Source organism: Acinetobacter sp. FL, from assembly GCF_040744925.1.
Taxonomy (GTDB): Bacteria; Pseudomonadota; Gammaproteobacteria; order Pseudomonadales; family Moraxellaceae; genus Acinetobacter; species Acinetobacter radioresistens.
The window spans coordinates 73,603-93,474 of record NZ_CP160437.1 but is presented as its reverse complement, the minus strand read 5'-3'; the positions used below and the strand labels follow the sequence as shown (position 1 = coordinate 93,474).

Here is a 19,872-nt window from a genome sequence, read left to right as displayed (position 1 = left end):
AAATATAAATAGCTTTAAAAATTTCTATAATTAATACTTTTTACAATAAAATTCAACTAGAAATATAATATTAATTTAGGTATTTTTAGTATTAAAGCATCTATATCTTTAACTAGAATTTTTATCTATCATAAATATTATTAATTTTCTCTATACTTATTCCTTACATCCAACAATCCCTTACTATATATTTCTTCATTATTAAGCCCTCCCCAAATATTAAAATGTGAACCTTCTTTTGTAAAACATTCAGTTATAATATTAGGGATTCCATTCCCTATCAAATCAACCCCTCTAACTTTATTATTTTAGGAGGCTTATAAGCAAATAATGTATAACTATTTTGATATTTTATATAATTAAATTCACTACAAACATTTTTTAAAGTGCATTTCTTATATGAATAATAAACAGTATTAGCTGTATTGAAACATCCAGAAACTAACAAAACTAGTATTAATAATAAAGTATTTTTTATTGAGTTATCTGTATATATTGCACCTTGTCTAGGTTTATTACTAGAAATAGAACTACTAATGATACCACCATTAAGTTTAGCAATATTATTTTAGTAAAGTTTTAAGTATTTTTTATAATCAATCATAAGTAATGCATAATTTATACTTAATAATATAACTAATTATTTATTTATCTTATATAAAATATCACTATTAGAGAAACTTTATATTTAAAAAGATAAAACAGTAAATAAAAATATTACTGTTTTATTAAAAAATTAATTTAAGATAACTTTATTACCATTAAAATATACATTCTGACTACTATCTATTTTAAATAATTTAACTTCTCCTAATACTTTGGTTTTAAATAGACCATCTAAAAAATAGGATAAATATATATTTTCTTGCTCACTATCACCCTCACTATATTTTAAAACATATAAAATCTTACTACCAGCAGAAGCATTAATATAGGTTGTATCAAATCCTCTTTCATTTACAAGAAATCGAAGTTCACTATTTTTATCATTATTTGATATTTCTTTTAAACTATCATTTGTAAGTGTATTTTCTTTACACTTCACTCCATTACACATAAATTTTTTCTTTTCAAATGTAATGGGAAAATTGCTATTTTCATATTTTATATTTTTTTGTTTCTGTACTTTTTTAAAAAAATCTTTATCATTTGGATTGAATTTATAACATTCATTCTCAACATTTATATTATTATCTTGATACGAAAATGTTGTACCTGATAGACAAACTTGATTATTATTTTGACTAAATTTAATACGAGGAGGCTCATTTATGATCTCTTCTAATCTATCATTAACAAAATAACCAACAGATTGTCCTAATGGATATACTCTTTTCGTTGCTGGATCTAATACGACAAAGTATTTAACTTTTCTAGGTGTACCTTTTCCAGTATCTCTTTCTTTATCAATTACTAAAGCAACTTTATTTTGGGCAAAGTTTGCTTTTTTTCTCAATGAATTATTATAAAGCTTTAAATAATTATCTGAACAAAAATCAATAAAACCATGTTCAAAGTTACACTTTAAAACTTTATCTTTTGTAACAAAATCATTAGAAATGTTTTTCTTATCACTATCAAAATTTTGATTATTTTCTTTAGAAAATCCACAATTTGATACTAAAAAACCAATAGAAAATATTATTACTGTTTTCAAAAATTTCATTTCGAATTTCCTATTTGCTTAAATGAACTGTTTTAATTTTTTCAAAAATAGTTCTTACTTTAGCCGTTGAATGGCTATTAGCTTTATTTGTAGCTGATTGATGATATCCGATAGTACCGTCTGATACCGTACCGAATTTATTCTTTTCACCCTTAGGAAGAGCAATTGAAGCCCATTCTTTTGAAGCATCTGTCATTGCCTGATCAACTGTGGCACTACCATTTTCAATAAGGGCTTTAATTGAACGTCGATTCAACAATAAATACTCTCTAAAAATCTTCTCTTGCATATCACTATCATATAACTCTTCCCCAGATAAGCCTAACGCTGTTTTAGCAGCTGAAAGTGTCTTTGGAATTGTCTGATATTTTCCAGTTGCGAAACGCCTACGCTCATCCTCCCAAGTATAATTTTTTGAAGCATCTAGTAACTGATTAATAGTCTTACCTGTTATTGTTCCAGTTCTATCATTCATTTTACCAAATTTAACTCTCTTTCCTTCTGGCGCTCCAGCATTCCAAGCTTCATAACTACCTTCACCGCTTGCAATGGCTTCTCCTAACTCTTTTACCAATTCGACTATACTTTTGTTATTATTACTTACTGGAATACTCGAATTAAGTATTTTTCCACTACAAGTTAAAATATTAATTCTACTTTTTTTACATAACTCACTCAGAGTACCATTAATTATTTTTTCAACTTTTGTACCATAATATGCTGAATCTTCTATACTTAAGTTCTCATACCATAAGATATCAAAATGTACCCAACCCGTCGCTCCTTGTCCTCTTGACTCTAAAAATATACGATTGCCACCTCTTGTTCCTGTAGGAGCTGCATTCATATATTTCATAAATATTTTTTCCCTAACAAGATTAAGCTTAGTACTATCACTGATGAGAACATCAAGAGCAGCACCACTCATATGATTCACTGTTTGACGAGATTGTCTACTTGAATTATGTCCTGCATTATTCTCAATACATCGATAACCAGAACTTATACCTGTAATTTTTACACCCAAATCTTTCTCTTTTTCTAAATAAAAATGGGCAGCTTTTAAAATCCACATTGTAGATCTATGCATTCCTGGTGCCTCAACACCTAAAATCTTATATTGTTTTTTTCTACTAGCACCAAAACCTTTACATTGAACACCACCACCAAATTTTGCACAGGGACATGCTATAGATTGCATATACTTTTGAATAGGATACTTATGGTTAAACTCATCTAAAGCTGCTAAAACAGAACCACAAATTTTTCCTGTCTCTGGTACCCCCATATAATCCCGTTGGAATTGCTTAATACATGTTGCAGTTAGCTCAGTGAACTCATCCGTAGGTAAAGCTCCGCCAAAACCTGCCAAACGAATATTTACTTCTCGAATAAGCTCACTCTTACCACTTGAAATACATTGTGGGTTAGTTTTACATAAATTTGGTGCATCTACTTTAGGTGTCCCGCCATCCTGACTGCGATCGTCAACTGTCAATATCTTGGAAGCAACGTTTGTAGCTTCATTCAGCGTTTTTTTACCTTCTTCATAAAGCTCATTTACTTGATCGAGGATTTTACTGCCAAAATTTGCTCCAAAAATTCCTTCTTCCTGCTTTTTCTGAGGTGTTGTACTAGAAGGCTTTACAGGTGGAGTCTGTGATGGTTTTTGTTTAGTAGTAGCCGAAGGTTGTGTTCTCTGCTGAGTAGCTGGTTTAGACTTTTCTTGATGTGAATTATTTCCAGTTGCAGGAATATTTACTGGTAACTTAATAACTTGGCCAATATTAATCTTATTTGGATCGTCTATTTTATTTAACCGTTCTAGCGCTCGTACAGTTGTGTGATTTTTCTGCGCTATTTTAAATAGAGTTTCACCGTTTTTCACAATATGGGTTTTTCTTTTATATTGTCCATTATTCCCTTGAGTTGTTAATGTTTTTAAATCCAACATTACCTTTGGGCTTATAATTTTTACAAGCATGCGATCTCTAGACATTACAAAAGTTTGTACCTTGACCATCAAGCCATTAAACATACTTTTAATATAAACATCTAAAGCCGTACCTTTATCTCGGCTAATTTCGACGATACAACCTGAAGAATTTGTCGCTCCAGCAGCAATAACTTGCCCTGTTCTCTGATTCTTTACTTCATATTGGGCTTTTGAAATTGGACTACCAAATAAGTCTAAGATTTGTATGGTAACTAATGATTTTTTATTCATTTCCAATCCCTACCTTCTACATTATCTGTTTCTGAATCATTTACATTTTGATCGGTCAAAAAATCATCTTCATCAAAACTGTCAATGACTAATCCCCATTCATCATTAGAGCCAACTAGAACTTGAACCTTTGTTGGGTCTGGGGTACTAATTTTCCCTGTACGCCCATGTTCATCTATTGATCCCGAAGTAAATGAGTTTGTTCCCGGAACAAAAGCTTTATAACTAAGCTGACTAAAATCACTTTCCCAAAATAAATCGTAAATATCTAAACGATTACTAAAAGTTGGTGTGTTAGGTAATTCAGGAACTTCATATGAAACTTTAGCGCCACTTATAAATAGATGCTGCCCAGCTTTACTTTCAAACTTACCACCTGTGGTTGAAAATACACCATCTGCATTAATTTTGAGCTGAGAGCCCCCTGCTGTAAGTACAATCTCTTTCGGACTGGTAATTTCAATCTTTTCCTCAGTAGAAATCAGTTTAATGACTTTCCTGGCAATCGCCTCAATCGCATCATCTTGTGCTTGTAGCTCGAGCTTCCCTTTTGCTGCATAAGCGCGGAGCCCCTTTTGTGCAGCAAACAGGCTGATTTTGTCCTGTGCATGTCCAATAATATTCTTCTGCGCACTCAGGTTAATTGAACCACTGGCACTCTCGGCAATATCCTGAGAGGCCTGCAAAACAATATTTTCAGGTGTCGTTAAAGCAATACCATTTGGTGAAGCTAATAACATCAATGCCTGTCTAAAAATTTTGCCCTGCTCTTGCTGCTTAGTATCGGGACTACTTTCTAAACCTTGGGTATAGCCTTCCATAAAGCCTTGTAACGAACTCAATGCTTTAGAAGGAGTGATTTGCAGCTTGCTACCTTTACTAAAGGTTCCACATACGCTCATTAGGTCAAAGTCTTTCATATCTACATTTGCCAAGACTTTTCCCACTTCTTTAATACTTTCAAATGGGTTCTGCTGAATCTGGTCTTTAATACTGGCAAGCTTGCCTTTTACAATATCAGCACCATGCTCCTCAACATTTTCAATAAACTCTTTTAAGTTCTCCACTGCATCTTTAGCATCAGTAAAAAATGTATTGAATTCATCTATAACCCCTTTCACATCACCGCCTAAAGAACCTATTTCTTCAATAAACCCGCCACAATCTTTTAGTGCATGGATTGGATCATTGCTCATGCTTTCTTTAAATAAGTTCAGTGTGCTGTTTAACGCCTGCCCTGTAGTTTTTAGTTCAAGTGACTGGATAAGTTTTGGTAAGCGGTTAATCACATTTAATGCATCAGTCTGCTGTTTGGTAGCAATTTCGCTTAGCATCTTCATGCTTTCATAGCCTTCCGACAGTAAAGACTGGGCTTGTGTAGCTTCCAGATGGTCAGCTATGGCTTGTTCCTGTGGATAGGTACTGATTAGCATTCCTTTACCAGCACGTAATGCTCCCCAAGCATCGGTTCTAAGTTCAAAACCTTCACCTCGGCTATTGCTAACCGCTTTGTCTTTAGGATGACTAAGATTTCCCAAATTCAATTGTGTCGCTGCATGGCTACTTTGTAGCTGGGTACTAATCTGACCGGTAGTATCGTCAAATCGTAGTTGGTTAAAACCACTACCATTAACTTCCTGACTACGAATACCACTAAGTTTTTTGGTATCAGGTAGTTGCCCCTTAATATCGAAACGGGTCGGATAACGCTCTGCCTCATGAATACGCCCTATAATAAATGGGCGATCTACATTGCCGTCAAAAAAATCGATCACCACCAATTCACCAACGCGAGGTAAAAAGCGGGCCCCATATCCTTCTCCCGCCCATGGTGTGAGTACATCTACCCAGGCTGAGTCAGTATCATTATTATTACTGCCGGCTCCTCCATCATGGCTATGGTCATCTACCCTAGTAAACAAAAACCGGACTTTAATACGGCCCCACTGGTCTACATGAATACTTTCGCCTTCTGGCCCGACTACACGAGCACGTTGTGGATAGGCAGGTGGACGATGGACCAGCGGCTGGTACTCAGGAACGACTTTTACCTGACGGCGTATCAGGACCAGTTCATTGGCCTGTCGCTCATCGTTTGAAGATAACCAGTCTTTAATACTGATCAAGCGGTCAATCTGGCTTTGTATATCTTTAGGTAAATTGTTCTGGTTATAAAAGGTTTTTTCATAAATCAGGAATTGTTTGTCAGCTCCAGTATGCTGGTCAATTTCAGGATGCCCATTTAACTCAAACCAGTAGCCGACCTGTGCATCCCGTACACTACTGCTTGCCTTAAAATATTTAGCCTGACTATCTTGGTACTGGTTAAAGATAGAATTCAGCTTCTCTACCTGTGCTGAACCTGAAACGGTTGACTGGTCTGCACCATTCAAGTCACCAATCCATGCTGGACTGGTTGACCAGGCCTGTTCAAGACTCAGACTTTCATTGGCATATTGTTCGCTGTGCTGATGTGTACTTAGTACCGAACCGTTCCCTTCATCCTGACTTAAACTATCTGCCTGCCAGCGTTGTACATGGGTAGCCGTTGACTGAAGATTACGATAGGCCGTCAGATTGGTGATACTGTCAAAACGCTCAGTCGCATGACTACGATGAAAATTTATCAAGCCACGTTTAAGCGCTGTATAATGCACATTGTCATCAATCAAACGTAATTTCTGTGGCTGAATTTCCTGTAACTGGTGTGCAACCAGATAGCTTTGCTCATCGACCAGCCAGTTAATGCCCTCACTACGCCACAAACGGGTTATAAACTCATAATCAGTCTCGTTGGCCTGCATTACAAAAGGACGTACGTCATAGTTTTGGGACAGACCACTTAAATCCAGACTCAAATTAGCTGTAAATAATGGACTTTTGGCTTGCCATTCCTTGAATAGAATTTCACTGATTTCAGGCACACTCTTATTCATAAACACCCGACTGTTGCGACGTTTATGCCAGAGAACAGTGCCATCTTCCAAGACAAGTTTATAAACGCTGAGCGCTCCATCACTTTGACCTTGACTGGCTTGGGTAATGATGCCCGAATTGCGGCTGAGTTGCCCGGTATCAGTCACTTGGTCAACTGCTACCTGACAACCAATAAATTGCTTTAACGGAAGATGTGCATTGGTTGAGAGGCAAATTAATTCTATTTTTAAACCATGATTGATACGATGCTGCCCATCAATACGTTGCAGAAAAACCTGCTGGTTAAGTTCAGGAAGAGAAAACTGGACATGCAGGGCCCGTTTTAATGCGCCTAGCCCCATCTGCTCAAAAAGAGAATAAATATTCTTCAGCATGGTTGCCTTCTTTTTAATTATTGATGTTATAAATTGGGCGCATTTTAATGCAAGATCGTTGTAATCGTCCAGCTTTGGGGTTAAAGTCTTTTTTATTGAATAATAAAAAAGGAGCCAAAGCTCCTTGAATTTACTTAAAGTTAAAAAGGAATTCGTTTATAGCGACGATATTCTGGTTTCCAGAAGTTCTCTTCAATACACTTCTGTAAGAGCTCATCATTAATGAGAGGAGCAACTTCAGCTTCCATAGCTGCTTTCGCAACTTTAAAAGCAATGATTTTAGAGACCTTTTGAATCTCATCAATACTCGGCAATAAGTCTGCCTCTGGATCAATTAACATAGGTGAACAATCTGCCAAGGCATTACTCGAAGCCATAAGCATGCTATCTGTAATCCGGGTGGCGCCACAGGCAATTACACCTAAACCAATACCTGGAAAAATATATGAGTTATTACACTGGGAAATCTCATAAATTTTGCCATGATAATTGACCGGTGCAAACGGGCTACCGGTTGCAATTAAAGCTTTCCCCTCCGTCCACTGGATAATATCGGCGGGTACAGCCTCAACCTGAGAAGTCGGATTAGAAAGTGGCATTACAATTGGACGTTCACAATGCGCATGCATAGTTTTAATAATTTCTTCAGTAAATAGTCCGGGCTGCCCAGATACTCCAATCAATACACTTGGCTGAGCATTTCTGACTACATCCAGTAGAGAGATAACTTCACCCATATCAGCCCAGTCGGCAATGACATCTGCACGCTGCGCCAGTTTACGCTGGAAATCCCGCAGGTTTGGCTGGTTTTCAGTAATCAGGCCAAAACGGTCGACCATATAAACACGTGCTCGTGCTTCGGTATCAGTTAAACCTTCCGCAACCATTTGTGCCACAATCTGCTCAGCAATACCGCAACCGGCTGAGCCTGCACCCAGGAATGCCACAACCTGATCTTTAAGCTGCTTGCCAGCAGCACGGCTGGCTGCTATCAGGCTTCCTACCGATACTGCTGCAGTTCCTTGAATATCGTCATTAAAACAGCAGATTTTGTTGCGATAAGTCTGCAATATTGGCATTGCATTATTCTGGGCAAAATCTTCAAACTGAATTAAGGCTTTTGGCCAGCGGCGTTTAATGGCATTAATCACCTGATCAATAAAAGCATAATACTCATCACCAGTAATACGTGGCTGTCGCCATCCCATATAAATCGGGTCATTTAAGAGTTGCTGGTTATTGGTACCCACATCAATGGTAATAGGCAAGGTATAAGCCGGGCTGATTCCGCCACATGCGGTATATAAAGAGAGCTTGCCAATAGGAATCCCCATTCCGCCAATACCCTGATCTCCTAAGCCCAGAATACGTTCGCCATCTGTAATAACGATAACTTTTACATTCTTTTTGCTGACATTCTGCAAGATGTCATCAATATGTTCACGGTCCGGATAAGAAATAAAAATTCCTCGGTGTCGACGATATATGTCAGAAAAACGCTGACAGGCCTCACCCACTGTCGGTGTATAAATTATCGGCATCATCTCACTTAGATGATTCTCGATCAGGTGGTAAAACAAGGTTTCATTAGTGTCTTGGATATTTCGTAAATAAATATGCTTATTGATTGCATCATTAAAAGAAGAGTACTGTTGATAGGAGCGCTGGCTCTGCTCTTCGATACTTTCAATAATATGCGGAATTAAACCGTGCAGATTAAATGTACTGCGTTCTTCTTCGGTAAAGGCAGAACCTTTGTTTAATAGCGGGAGTTCTAATAGGGTGTAGCCAGCATAAGGAATATATAATGGATGCTTGCTTTGCTCTGTGGTCATTTATCTCATACCTATAGACTTGGTCCAGATTGACTAAAATGTAAGGATCTGTCCAGTCTTCAACTTTCATTCACTTGATTTAACCATTAGCTTAAGCGTTTTTTATATAAAATGGGTATTTCGAACAGTGATACTGATATTGAGAGTATTTACATAGAGAATAAGAAAGTTGTCGAAGACTGGATCTGGTTTTATATTGTCCTGAACAGGATTCTGATGAAACTTTATTTTGTTATACTTCTGTGCTATTTAACTCTCTGAAAATAATAATGACTAATAATAAAGCTCTACTTTTTGATTTTATTGATGATTAGTGTTTTTCTGGCTGCAGATGGCAACTATTGAGCCATTTCAAAAATAAGGGAAGATTTAAGCTCTGTTTTAAACATAAAAAAAAGAATTATTAAATTTTAGCCCAAAGGCATAGTAGATATTCATAAAATCACTCTCAGTCCATTGGGACAGCTCAGTGACACATTCTGAAGAATCCAGCAGGTTTATATAAAAAAGAGAAAGTTTACATTCTTCAAAACAAACCTGAGCAAAATTATATTTTATCTTTTAAGTTCAATGGTCAGATAGCTTATCAAAAGCTGGCTTTTTATTTGTATGAGCAGCAGTGAATAAGTCTAGACTAATAAACTAAAGACTAGACAGATCCGACTCTTCTCTTACCCGACAATAAAAACTGCCAATCCCTTTGAGCTTTATCATCTTCCAGAAGCGGAATATTTTTAAACAGAAGTTCAAAATAATAAAAATCAATAAAGTCTACTATTCCCGCAACCTTTATACCTTTCACCCCAGCCATGCTGAAATGCTAGAAGAATTACTGACCGCTCGGGATTAATTAACGCTGAGGTGGAGATGGCGGGGTCATATCGACTAACAGGCCCGCTATACGGCGTACCAGTGGCAACAGGATCAGTACCGCTGGAAATGCAGCCAGCCAAGATAACATCCAGGCACTAAACCAGAGATGAAAGAAATTTTCGACCCAGCCTAAACTGCGTAAAAGATTAATCATGGAAATTATTCCACTCATCAGGCAGGATAAAATAAGAGGTATTATCCAGGCAGCGCATGCTGTCGGTAGCTTCGGGATACTGCCGATAATGGTCACACGCGTTTGGTTCATGGCATAACTCTAGGTTTTTAATATAAATTTATAAAATATTTTCCAGATTTCTTGAGGAAAATAAGCAGCATTATAGCATTTCCTGTAATGAAACGGCCAAAGCGCTTTTAATCCCTGTAAATGCACTCCCCCAAGCTGCTGGAAATTTGTTATATTTGCTCTCTTTCCGCGATACTTATTTTTCGACTGATTATGAATACGGCAATACAAGCAGCTCTTGATCATGCAGTACAATCCCTTCAGAACCAAGGGGTACTCCCCCCTGAGTGGACCAACAGCAGTAGCCTGACCCGAACCAAAGACCGCAGTCATGGCGATTTCGCATCTAATATTGCCATGATCGGGGCAAAAGCTGCTGGTATGAAGCCGCGTGATCTGGCTGAAAAAATTCTGGCAAACCTGCCTGAAGTGGCTGACATTAGCAAAGCTGAAATTGCTGGTCCGGGCTTTATCAATTTCTTTTTAAATGCTGACCAGCGCTTTGCGGTACTCGACCAGATTCAGGCTCAAAAAGACCAATATGGTCGCACGCAGGTTAATGCTGCGAAAAAAATTCAGGTTGAGTTTGTCTCTGCCAATCCGACATCTAGCCTGCATGTAGGTCATGGCCGTGGTGCTGCTTACGGCATGACCGTCGCTACTTTGCTTGAGGCGACAGGTGCTAAGGTTGATCGCGAATATTATGTCAATGATGCTGGCCGTCAAATGGATATTCTGGCGACCTCTACTTACCTGCGTTATCTTGAACTGTCAGGACAAGATTTAGTTTTTCCTAAAAATGCCTACCAAGGTGACTATGTCAAGGAAATCGCACAGGGCATTATCGACCTGAAAGGTAAAACTTATGTACACCCAGTCGCTGATGTCTATAAAGATGTTCCGGAAGATGTTCAATATGCTGCTGAGCCAGACAGTGAAGGTAATAAAGTCGTTCTCTCTGGTGATAAAGAAAAGCATATTGATGGCCTGATTTTTAATGCCCAGCACTTACTGGGTGAAGGTTATCGAGTGTTTCACCAGGCAGCGCTTAAAGCCATTCTAGATGATATTAAAGATGATCTGGGCGAGTTCGGTGTAACGTTTAATGAATGGTTTAGTGAAGCTTCGCTCACTGAAAAAATTGATGAAGCCCTACAAACTTTGGATCAACGCGGCTTTTTATATGAAGAAGATGGCAATATCTGGTTTAAATCAACCAAATTTGGTGATGAAAAAGACCGTGTGGTAAAACGCCGTAATGGCCAGACCACTTACTTTGCCTCGGATATTGCCTATCATCTCAATAAACTGCAACGCGGTTATACCGACCTGATTGATATCTGGGGTTCAGATCACCATGGCTATATCTCGCGGGTAAAAGCTGCAATTGAGGCAATGGGTTATGACTCAAAGAAACTGACTGTTTTACTGGTACAGTTTGTGAGTTTATGGCGTAGTGGTGAAATGGTTCAGATGTCTTCGCGTTCCGGACAGTTTGTAACCTTGCGTGACCTGCGTAAAGAAGTTGGCAATGACGCAGCACGGTTTTATTATGTAATGCGTAAATCTGAACAGCATATTGACTTTGACCTTGACCTCGCAGTCTCGCAAAGTAAAGATAATGCCGTATATTATATCCAGTATGCGCATGCACGTATCTGCCGTATGCTAGAAAAAGCCGCGAGTAATGGTACTGTTTTGAATGTCTCTACAGCACGTAGCCATGCACCGCGCTTGGAACTTGATGCAGAAACTGAACTGCTGGCCAAGCTGGCGGCTTACCCGGATATTGTGATTCGTGCAGCCAATGTTTATGAGCCGCATCAGGTCGGTAACTACCTGAAGGAATTGGCAGCGCTTTTCCACGGTTGGTATAATGAACACAAAGTACTTGGTGATGATGCTGAACTGACTCAGGCCCGTCTACTACTTTCTGTAAATGTTCAGCAAGTACTTCGTAATGGCCTGGAACTGCTCGGTGTGTCTGCACCGACTACCATGTAAAATAACAAGAGAGGTTTCCACGTGTTTGGAAAAACGCAACGCGGTGTATCTGAACGGTCAACCAAGCCAAAGCAGCCCCTGATTCCGAAATGGTTGGGGACGCTGGTCGCTATATTGGCTGTACTCTGCCTGGCAGTTATATTGATGCTCTGGAAACCGTGGGAACCGGTTAAACCGAAAAACCAGATCACCTCCGAGCACTACCAGGAAGAAACCAACAAGGATTACCGTTTCTATGACTTGCTGCCACAACAGCAGGTTACACCAATCCCTGAACAGGCTATTCCTGAGACCACTAAAGATACTGCACCTGTAGTAATCGTAGAAGCACCTGAACCAGTACAACCTGCCACGCCGGCAGATGCAGTACCAGCAGATGGTAGCCTAGATGTGACTGAAGCGCCTGTACCACGTCAGCCATCGTTTATTTTACAGGTACGCAGTTTTCCAGATCCTGACAGTGCTGATGCACGCCGTGCTGAAATTATCCTGAATGGTCTTTCTGCTGATGTCATCAAAACCACTGAAAATGGCCAAACCTGGTATCGGGTCATTTCTGGGCCGTATGACTCACAGGAAGCTGCTGTCATTGCACAGCAGACTTTACAACATAGTGGTATTGATTCAATTGTGGTAAAACGTTAGACCTGAAAAAATAGAAAAGGATGCGGCCGCATCCTTTTTTATTTATACCTGATAAATAATAAATACCGTTATACTTGAGCCTGTTCCGGGTCCCGTGCTTTAGCCTGCTGATAAGCGGGACGTATATGAATTCGGGCTAAATATTTCTGTATACTGGGATAATGTCCTTGTAGACGTGTTGCCATCGCTTCAAGCGGAAAACTCATCTGGATATCGGCAAAACTGAATTGACCCGCGACATACTCATGCTGGCCCAGATACTGCTCCAGAAAAGCAATATGATCTTTCAAACGTGGCTGAACAAATCCGGCCCGGATACCATCCGTAATCTTATTGGCAAGCGGACGAATCAGAAAAGGAACCCGCTCTCCCACTTTTGAAATCACCAGTTGAAACACCAGTAAAGGCATCAGTGAACCTTCGGCATAATGCATCCAGTAAATATAATCACGCAGAGCAGCAGGATCGGTCGGCTTAAAATGTGATTCTTGATCATACTGGCTTTGCAGGTATTCCAAGATTGCACCAGACTCAGCCAGTACATGACCTTCATCTGTTAAGATAGGGGCTTTACCCAATGGATGAATGGCCTTTAAACTATCTGGGCCGGTATAATCTGGCTGACGGCGATAAAATTCAATCTGATAATCTAGACCTAACTCTTCTAGAGCCCAAAGAATACGGAACGAACGGGATTGTTCCAGATGGTGTAGAGTTAGCATGGTTTTATTCCTGAGTTTATTGTGTTTATAAAAATTAAGTTATCAAAACAACAGCAGTTAGCCTATTATTTTATATACTATTACCAGTCATTAGGGGACTTATTTGGCAGGACGCATTTGTCCGGGAACAGGAGGCGCTTCAAGTCGCGGTCCAGCATGACCCTCAACGTTTCCAAAACGGTGATCATGTTTCTCCCATTGCTCACGCGCCTGTCTTATTTCTTCAGAAGTTCGTGCAACCAGATTCCACCACAGGACTATTGGCGTTTCAAATGGTGCGCCGCCTATCAATAAAAGACGGGCATCTTTATTTAATTCAAGTTCAATCTCTTCCAGACCAGGATGCAATACCAGCATATTTTGATTATGTAATTCATGGCCGTTCACTTGTGCACTGCCTTCCAGAACAAGAAAACCATATTCAAATTGTGGATTTAAAGCAAAAACCTGCCGACTATCTTCTCTAGCTTTTAAATCAACACCGAGCAATGGACTATAAACCTGTACCGGAGAAGACTGTCCTAAAAATTCACCGACCAGTACAGTACATTGTAGCTGATCCTTTTCCACAACTGGCAACTGAGAATAATGTTCAAATTTAGGTAACATGTTGCGCTGCTCATCAGGTAAGGCAATCCAGAGCTGAGCAGCATGCATTCTGGTCTCTGACTCAGGAGAAACTTCGGTATGGGTAATTCCATATCCTGCTGTCATCAGATTGACCTGTCCCGGCTCAATGAGCTGTTCAGAGCCGACACTATCCCGGTGCATTACCGTTCCTTCAATCATCCAGGTAAAAGTTTGCAGTCCGATATGAGGATGCGGCCCCACCTTCATGCCCTGCCCCGGTTTAAATGTGGCTGGTCCCGCATGATCCAAGAAACACCACGCACCAATCATACGTTTATAACGGCTGGGCAGGGCCCGCTGAATTACAGTGCCCTGTCCAATTTCAGCGGTACGGGTAGCTATTTCCTGTAATTGAGTTGCATGCGGCAGTATATGCTCTGCTGGCTCTATAGTTCCGGTCCCTGATTGATTCATCTTTATACTCTTATCATGTTTTATATAAAATCTGCTTGATCTGATTCGGTTATAACGTAAATTTTCTGCATAAAAAAGGACGCTTTCGCGTCCTTTTTTATAAGGGATATTTTAAGCCAGCTAACTAGAGCATTTTAAAACTGATTCATAGAAAACCCTAATAAAATACTTCAACCTGTAAATAGCCTGTTTATTCCCATTCAATCGTAGCAGGTGGTTTAGATGACACATCATATACCACACGTGATACATCTTTAATTTCATTCATGATACGGGTAGATATACGGTCTACCAGGTCATAAGGCAAATGAGCGAAACGTGCTGTCATAAAGTCAACTGTCTCCACAGCACGCAGTGCAATCACCCATGCATAACGACGGCCATCCCCCACTACACCCACAGATTTGACAGGCTGGAATACAGCAAATGCTTGGGCAGTCTTGTCATACCAGCCACTGGCACGTAATTCCTGCATGAAAATATCATCAGCAAGACGCAGAATATCAGCATATTCCTTTTTCACTTCACCCAGAATACGCACACCAAGGCCCGGGCCCGGGAATGGATGACGATAGATCATGCTATGTGGCAAGCCTAAGGTCGTACCCAGTTTACGTACTTCATCCTTAAACAGGTCACGTAACGGTTCAACCAGTTCAAAAGCCAGGTCATCTGGTAAACCGCCTACATTATGATGCGATTTAATCACATGGGCCTTGCCCTGTTTGCTGGCAGCAGATTCAATCACATCTGGATAAATCGTACCTTGTGCCAGGAATTTTACACCGTCAAGCTTACGTGCTTCTTCAGCAAAAACTTCAATAAACTCGCGGCCGATAATTTTACGTTTTTTCTCTGGATCAACTTCGCCTGCCAATGCACCAAGGAAGCGCTCTTCAGCAGCAGCACGAATTACACGGATACCCATATTCTGCGCAAACATCTGCATAACCTGATCGCCTTCATTCAGACGTAAAAGGCCATTGTCGACAAATACGCAAGTTAGCTGGTCTCCAATCGCTTTATGCAACAATGCTGCTACAACAGATGAATCTACGCCACCTGAAAGTCCCAGCAATACTTTTTCATTACCAATCTGTTCACGTAACTGTTCTACACGCAAATCAATAATATGTTCTGGAGTCCATAGGCCACGACAGCCACAGATCTGATGTACAAAATTGGAAAGTAACTCTGCACCTTTAGAGGTATGTGTTACTTCTGGATGAAACTGGATGCCATAGAAGCGGCGTTCTTCATCAGAAACCATAGCAATTGGACAGCTTGGCGTACTGGCAGTCACGCTAAAACCGGCTGGTAGCTGACTCACTTTGTCACCATGGCTCATCCAGACATGCAGCTGGTTTTCACGGTCTTGCAGCTGTCCGATCAGACCGTCGCGAATCAGAATATCTACTTCGGCATAACCGAATTCATGCACCACACCAGGCTCTACCTTGCCACCCAGCTGTTCGCACATGGTTTGTAGACCATAGCAGATTCCCAGTACCGGCACCCCTAGCTCAAAAACCAGTTGTGGTGCACGCGGACTACCTTCTACGTGGACACTTTCAGGACCACCAGACAGAATAATTCCGTTCGGGTTAAAAGCACGAATGTCTTCTTCAGACATGTCATAAGCATACATTTCAGAATATACGCCTGCTTCACGAACACGGCGTGCAATGAGCTGGCTATATTGAGAACCGAAATCCAGAATCAGAATACGGTCTTCAGTAATTTGGGTATTGGTAGTCATGACAAACAACTATGAAAGGCAATCGAAGTAAGCGCGCTATTCTAGCATTTTTTGATGTATTAAGCACATTATTCAGACATATCAATTTTTTAAAATTTTTTGATGATGGGCTTTTTTAATAGGGGAAAAAACAGAAAATAGTACTTTACCTGTTTTTCAGGGATTTATATTGAATGACTCTTCTCTTTCCTCAAGAGTTTATTGATATTTTTGAACTCCCTATATAAATGTATTTTTTTATATTTTGCTGCTGACTTTCAGCATAGGCACTGCTAGGATTTGGTCACCCCGTATGCTTGTTTTTTCCCATGGAACTCCTCGATTTTATCTTACACGTTGACCAGCATTTACTCGAATTTGTCCGCGATTATGGCATATGGATTTATGCAATTTTATTCCTGATTATTTTTGTCGAAACAGGTCTGGTCGTCATGCCCTTCCTACCCGGAGATAGCCTGTTATTTGCAGCCGGTGCAATTGCTGCTTCTACCGGCATGATGGATCCATGGGTGCTGGGTATCTTGCTATTTATTGCTGCTGTACTGGGCGATACACTTAATTATCATATTGGTCGGTTGGTGGGCCCCAAAGTCTTTGAAATCAACTCGCGTTTTATCAATAAAGAACATCTGTTTAAAACCCAGCGTTTCTTCGAGCGGCATGGCGGTAAAACTGTAATCTTTGCGCGTTTTATTCCTTTTGCCCGGACTTTTGCACCCTTTGTAGCAGGGGCCGGTAGCATGAACTATAAATATTTTCTAAGTTATAATATTGTTGGGGCCTTTTGCTGGGTTGGATCTTTTATTGCATTAGGTTATCTGTTCGGTAACATGCCTATTGTTAAAGATAATTTTACCCATCTGATTTTCGGTATTATTATTTTAAGTATTCTGCCTGGTATTATTGGTTTTATCCGGCAAAAAATTATAAATAGACGAACAGTGGCTGAAAAAAGTTAAGTGCTATTGCAACTTTTTTATCATCATTTATACCTTATAAATATAGCCGATCTTTTAAAATGATCGGCTATATTAGTTTCAAGAACACATCTGCTTTAATTCAGAAAATTAACATTAACAAGGTATTCAAAAAAAATTATAACGGTTCTATAGTACAATATCCGCCATACATCTTTAGAAGATAGACAACTCTATAACAAGAACCTGAGCTGGATAAATATATCTAAATCATGACCGATCATAATATTGAGGATCTATCGCTTTCTGCTTCAAAATAGCGAGACCCTAAATTTGATATATAGCCGATAATTTATAGCAGCCATAGAGGCACAGTCAGTTATAACCTTTTTCTCCAATACCCATACTAAAAAGCAGAGTTATATAAATATTTTAGCTTAGGTGGTAGCACGTTTAACCAGCCGGATCGGACAGTTTTTAAACTGGGCAGCTTGTGCAATAGCTTCTTGTTCACCCAAAAGACGCGCGGTTTCAGTCCGCTTTGTATTTGAGGACTGCCCCATATTTACCGAAACAGATGGCCCGATTCCCCAGCCGCCACGGCTGCCCCAACCACCTCCAATTCCTAAACCTAAACCTACACCTGTACGTGTAGCAGGTGTTACGCCCTGATCAAGATATTGTTGAATACGATTATATTCACTCTGCAATTGCTGGCAGTTTAATGCCTGATATTGAGTGGGAGAAACATAGCTGGGTTTTACAGGGGTTGCACAGGCACTTAATAACAAAGCCGATACAGCAGCCACAGATAAATAGATTCTTTTCATTGAGAATTCCGGACTCAAAGCTTGTTTCTTTATTAAACAATCTGTCTACCCACCAGGTCAAATCATATTCAGTAAGAAATTCGTGATGAGATGGGATATATACGTGCTGATTTAAATAAAAAGAAAATCTCTGAAATGAGCTCCTTTAACCAGTCTATAAATTAACCACACCGCTACTCAAGCTGTATATAGCGTGCTAAAAGTTTGGCTTAATGGTCACGAGTAAAATAATGGCAATAAAAGCAAATAAACCAATGGCCAAACCGGCTCGACGCTGTACTAACAATATAGAATCATCCTTGCGGAAAGCCTTCATGAGCGAGGAAAACAGAACGATAAACAGAATAATCTTGGCATAAAACCAAGGCTGTACCATAAACTGATTCATCACTAATAAAATAATACCTGTTAAAATGATCAGGCTAAAGGATAAGTGCTGTAGTGCGACCAGTATCTTACGTCCGATGGGGTTTGGCTGGTTGCCCTGTGTTCCGATAAACAGGGTCAGGCCACGCAGTACAAAAACAATCAGAGCTAGTGTGGCACTGCTCATATGTATAATTTTTAAGAATAGATGAGTATCCATGTATAATTTATACTCTTGTTAAACTTTAGGTGCATGGGCGCATTCAGGACTTGCAGGTGCAATTCCCGGCCATTCAGTCGGTAAATAAGCATGAATAGCCAAGGCATGGATATTGCCAGGACTCATCAAATCTGCCGTCAGAGCATAAATTTTCTGATGACGCTGTACCAATCGCAGGCCAATAAAAGACTCACTGACAATAATAACTTTAAAGTGTGTTTCTTTACCCGGGAAATAACCGCCATGACTTGAAGATTCATTAACTACCTCAAGATGAGTAGGTGACAAAGTCTGTAATCGTTCAATCAGTTGCTGTTCTAGGCTCATAACTAGTCCTCTGAGTGATTATTGGAGTGGAATTGAAGTATACGTGTTCCTCAGCCAGCTTACCTTAGTAAAATCTTTATGTTTTACATCTTTTTATAGTTATACCTCGATATAAAACCAACTACCTTGTGCTAAATGGCAAGGCGAACAGGCTAAAAGATGATAAAAATTGAATTTAAATGGCTTAAAATGATTTTATTTTATGCAATCAGTTCAATATTCTGTAGAAAAATGTTGACCGGTATCTTCCATAATGTATTATAAGCGGCACGCGGGAATAGCTCAGTTGGTAGAGCACAACCTTGCCAAGGTTGGGGTCGCGAGTTCGAGTCTCGTTTCCCGCTCCAGATTTTTTAGTTCAAGTTTTTATAAAAACTGCTCAATATGCGGGAATAGCTCAGTTGGTAGAGCACAACCTTGCCAAGGTTGGGGTCGCGAGTTCGAGTCTCGTTTCCCGCTCCAGATTCTAAAAAGCCTCAAGTTGAACTTGGGGCTTTTTAATGCTAATCGAATATATTGTTTTTGAGTTAAAATCAAAAAGCTAAAGCAAAATTTATAAGTTTAAAAATAAGCTATCCTTAAAATCGCATTGTTAATAAAGTCATATATTTGTGGGTATAGAATCATACCAGTCATAAGAACATTTTAGCCAAGGAAGCCGTGCTACTCGTAAAATGAGTAATGTTCACCACCCCTATAATAAATATAAAGACTTACCAAAAAATAAGAATATAGCTGCAGCAGGTAAAACTACCTGAATTATGGATAAGTAAGATCTTTAATTTTTATATAATGCTGTTTTGATTTAACTGCTAAAGACAGGTTATATATTCAAGTTTAATTTACTTTTATGTTCTTTATTTTTTGTAAGCGTAAGTGATT

Annotated in this window: 15 protein-coding genes, 2 tRNA genes and 1 pseudogene; 5 read left to right on the top strand and 13 right to left on the bottom strand. The window is 39.4% G+C overall.

Going from position 1 to position 19,872, the window contains the following annotated elements:
- Positions 1-140 precede the first annotated feature (140 nt).
- The 7 genes and pseudogenes from ABZP31_RS00425 to ABZP31_RS00395 all read right to left on the bottom strand — a co-directional run.
- Positions 141-308: pseudogene (locus ABZP31_RS00425) on the bottom strand (hypothetical protein); the annotation flags it as partial.
- A gap of 428 nt (positions 309-736) precedes the next feature.
- The gene (locus ABZP31_RS00420; RefSeq protein WP_248122889.1) at positions 737-1,666 is read right to left on the bottom strand and encodes a hypothetical protein; all 930 of its coding nucleotides are present in this window, start codon (positions 1,664-1,666) and stop codon (positions 737-739) included.
- Positions 1,667-1,676: 10 nt separating this feature from the next.
- Positions 1,677-3,893 carry a LysM peptidoglycan-binding domain-containing protein gene (locus ABZP31_RS00415; protein ID WP_248134697.1) on the bottom strand — a complete coding sequence of 739 codons (2,217 nt, stop codon included), beginning with the start codon at positions 3,891-3,893 and terminating at the stop codon, positions 1,677-1,679.
- Positions 3,890-7,204 carry a type VI secretion system Vgr family protein gene (locus ABZP31_RS00410; protein ID WP_248134699.1) on the bottom strand — a complete coding sequence of 1,105 codons (3,315 nt, stop codon included), beginning with the start codon at positions 7,202-7,204 and terminating at the stop codon, positions 3,890-3,892. Before ABZP31_RS00410 ends, ABZP31_RS00415 begins: the two co-directional genes overlap by 4 nt.
- A 140-nt stretch (positions 7,205-7,344) precedes the next feature.
- A complete protein-coding gene (locus tag ABZP31_RS00405; protein WP_005017337.1) occupies positions 7,345-9,039 on the bottom strand; it encodes an NAD-dependent malic enzyme in 1,695 nt (564 codons plus the stop codon).
- Between the two features lie 649 nt (positions 9,040-9,688).
- Positions 9,689-9,850: a hypothetical protein gene (locus ABZP31_RS00400; protein ID WP_005405332.1), complete on the bottom strand. Its 162-nt coding sequence runs from the start codon at positions 9,848-9,850 to the stop codon at positions 9,689-9,691.
- A 39-nt stretch (positions 9,851-9,889) separates the two neighbouring features.
- Positions 9,890-10,177 (bottom strand): DUF2798 domain-containing protein, encoded by a 288-nt coding sequence (locus tag ABZP31_RS00395; RefSeq protein ID WP_005405333.1) that lies wholly within the window; start codon positions 10,175-10,177, stop codon positions 9,890-9,892.
- Positions 10,178-10,369: 192 nt separating this feature from the next.
- On the opposite strand from ABZP31_RS00395, the gene argS reads away from it, so the two are divergent.
- Both argS and ABZP31_RS00385 read left to right on the top strand, forming a co-directional pair.
- Positions 10,370-12,160, top strand: a complete 1,791-nt coding sequence (gene argS, locus ABZP31_RS00390; protein WP_144745104.1) for an arginine--tRNA ligase — start codon at positions 10,370-10,372, stop codon at positions 12,158-12,160.
- 21 nt (positions 12,161-12,181) lie between these two features.
- Entirely contained in the window at positions 12,182-12,805 is a 624-nt protein-coding gene (locus ABZP31_RS00385) for an SPOR domain-containing protein (protein WP_005017344.1), read from the top strand.
- Between the two features lie 68 nt (positions 12,806-12,873).
- Here ABZP31_RS00385 and ABZP31_RS00380 read toward each other — a convergent pair whose 3' ends face one another.
- The 3 genes from ABZP31_RS00380 to guaA form a co-directional block, all read right to left on the bottom strand.
- On the bottom strand, positions 12,874-13,527 hold the full coding sequence (locus ABZP31_RS00380; protein ID WP_138000395.1) for a glutathione S-transferase: 654 nt from the start codon (positions 13,525-13,527) through the stop codon (positions 12,874-12,876).
- 99 nt (positions 13,528-13,626) lie between these two features.
- Positions 13,627-14,571: a pirin family protein gene (locus ABZP31_RS00375; RefSeq protein ID WP_367156866.1), complete on the bottom strand. Its 945-nt coding sequence runs from the start codon at positions 14,569-14,571 to the stop codon at positions 13,627-13,629.
- Between the two features lie 190 nt (positions 14,572-14,761).
- Positions 14,762-16,330, bottom strand: coding sequence for a glutamine-hydrolyzing GMP synthase (guaA, locus tag ABZP31_RS00370; RefSeq protein WP_005017353.1), 1,569 nt, complete (start codon positions 16,328-16,330; stop codon positions 14,762-14,764).
- A 308-nt stretch (positions 16,331-16,638) separates the two neighbouring features.
- Here guaA and ABZP31_RS00365 point away from each other — a divergent pair, with 308 nt between their 5' ends.
- Complete coding sequence (locus ABZP31_RS00365) at positions 16,639-17,289, top strand: DedA family protein (protein ID WP_005017356.1); 651 nt, start codon at positions 16,639-16,641, stop codon at positions 17,287-17,289.
- A 395-nt stretch (positions 17,290-17,684) separates the two neighbouring features.
- Here the strand turns inward: ABZP31_RS00365 and ABZP31_RS00360 are convergent, their stop codons facing one another.
- From ABZP31_RS00360 to ABZP31_RS00350, 3 genes are all read right to left on the bottom strand, one after another.
- On the bottom strand, positions 17,685-18,077 hold the full coding sequence (locus ABZP31_RS00360) for a hypothetical protein (RefSeq protein WP_151828879.1): 393 nt from the start codon (positions 18,075-18,077) through the stop codon (positions 17,685-17,687).
- 196 nt (positions 18,078-18,273) lie between these two features.
- Positions 18,274-18,663, bottom strand: a complete 390-nt coding sequence (locus tag ABZP31_RS00355; RefSeq protein WP_005405841.1) for a SirB2 family protein — start codon at positions 18,661-18,663, stop codon at positions 18,274-18,276.
- An 18-nt stretch (positions 18,664-18,681) separates the two neighbouring features.
- Positions 18,682-18,990: a BolA family transcriptional regulator gene (locus ABZP31_RS00350; RefSeq protein ID WP_005017362.1), complete on the bottom strand. Its 309-nt coding sequence runs from the start codon at positions 18,988-18,990 to the stop codon at positions 18,682-18,684.
- A gap of 271 nt (positions 18,991-19,261) precedes the next feature.
- Here ABZP31_RS00350 and ABZP31_RS00345 point away from each other — a divergent pair.
- Together ABZP31_RS00345 and ABZP31_RS00340 are read left to right on the top strand one after the other, a co-directional pair.
- Positions 19,262-19,337 (top strand) — tRNA-Gly (locus ABZP31_RS00345).
- A gap of 39 nt (positions 19,338-19,376) precedes the next feature.
- Positions 19,377-19,452, top strand: a tRNA-Gly gene (locus ABZP31_RS00340).
- Positions 19,453-19,872: the final 420 nt, after the last annotated feature.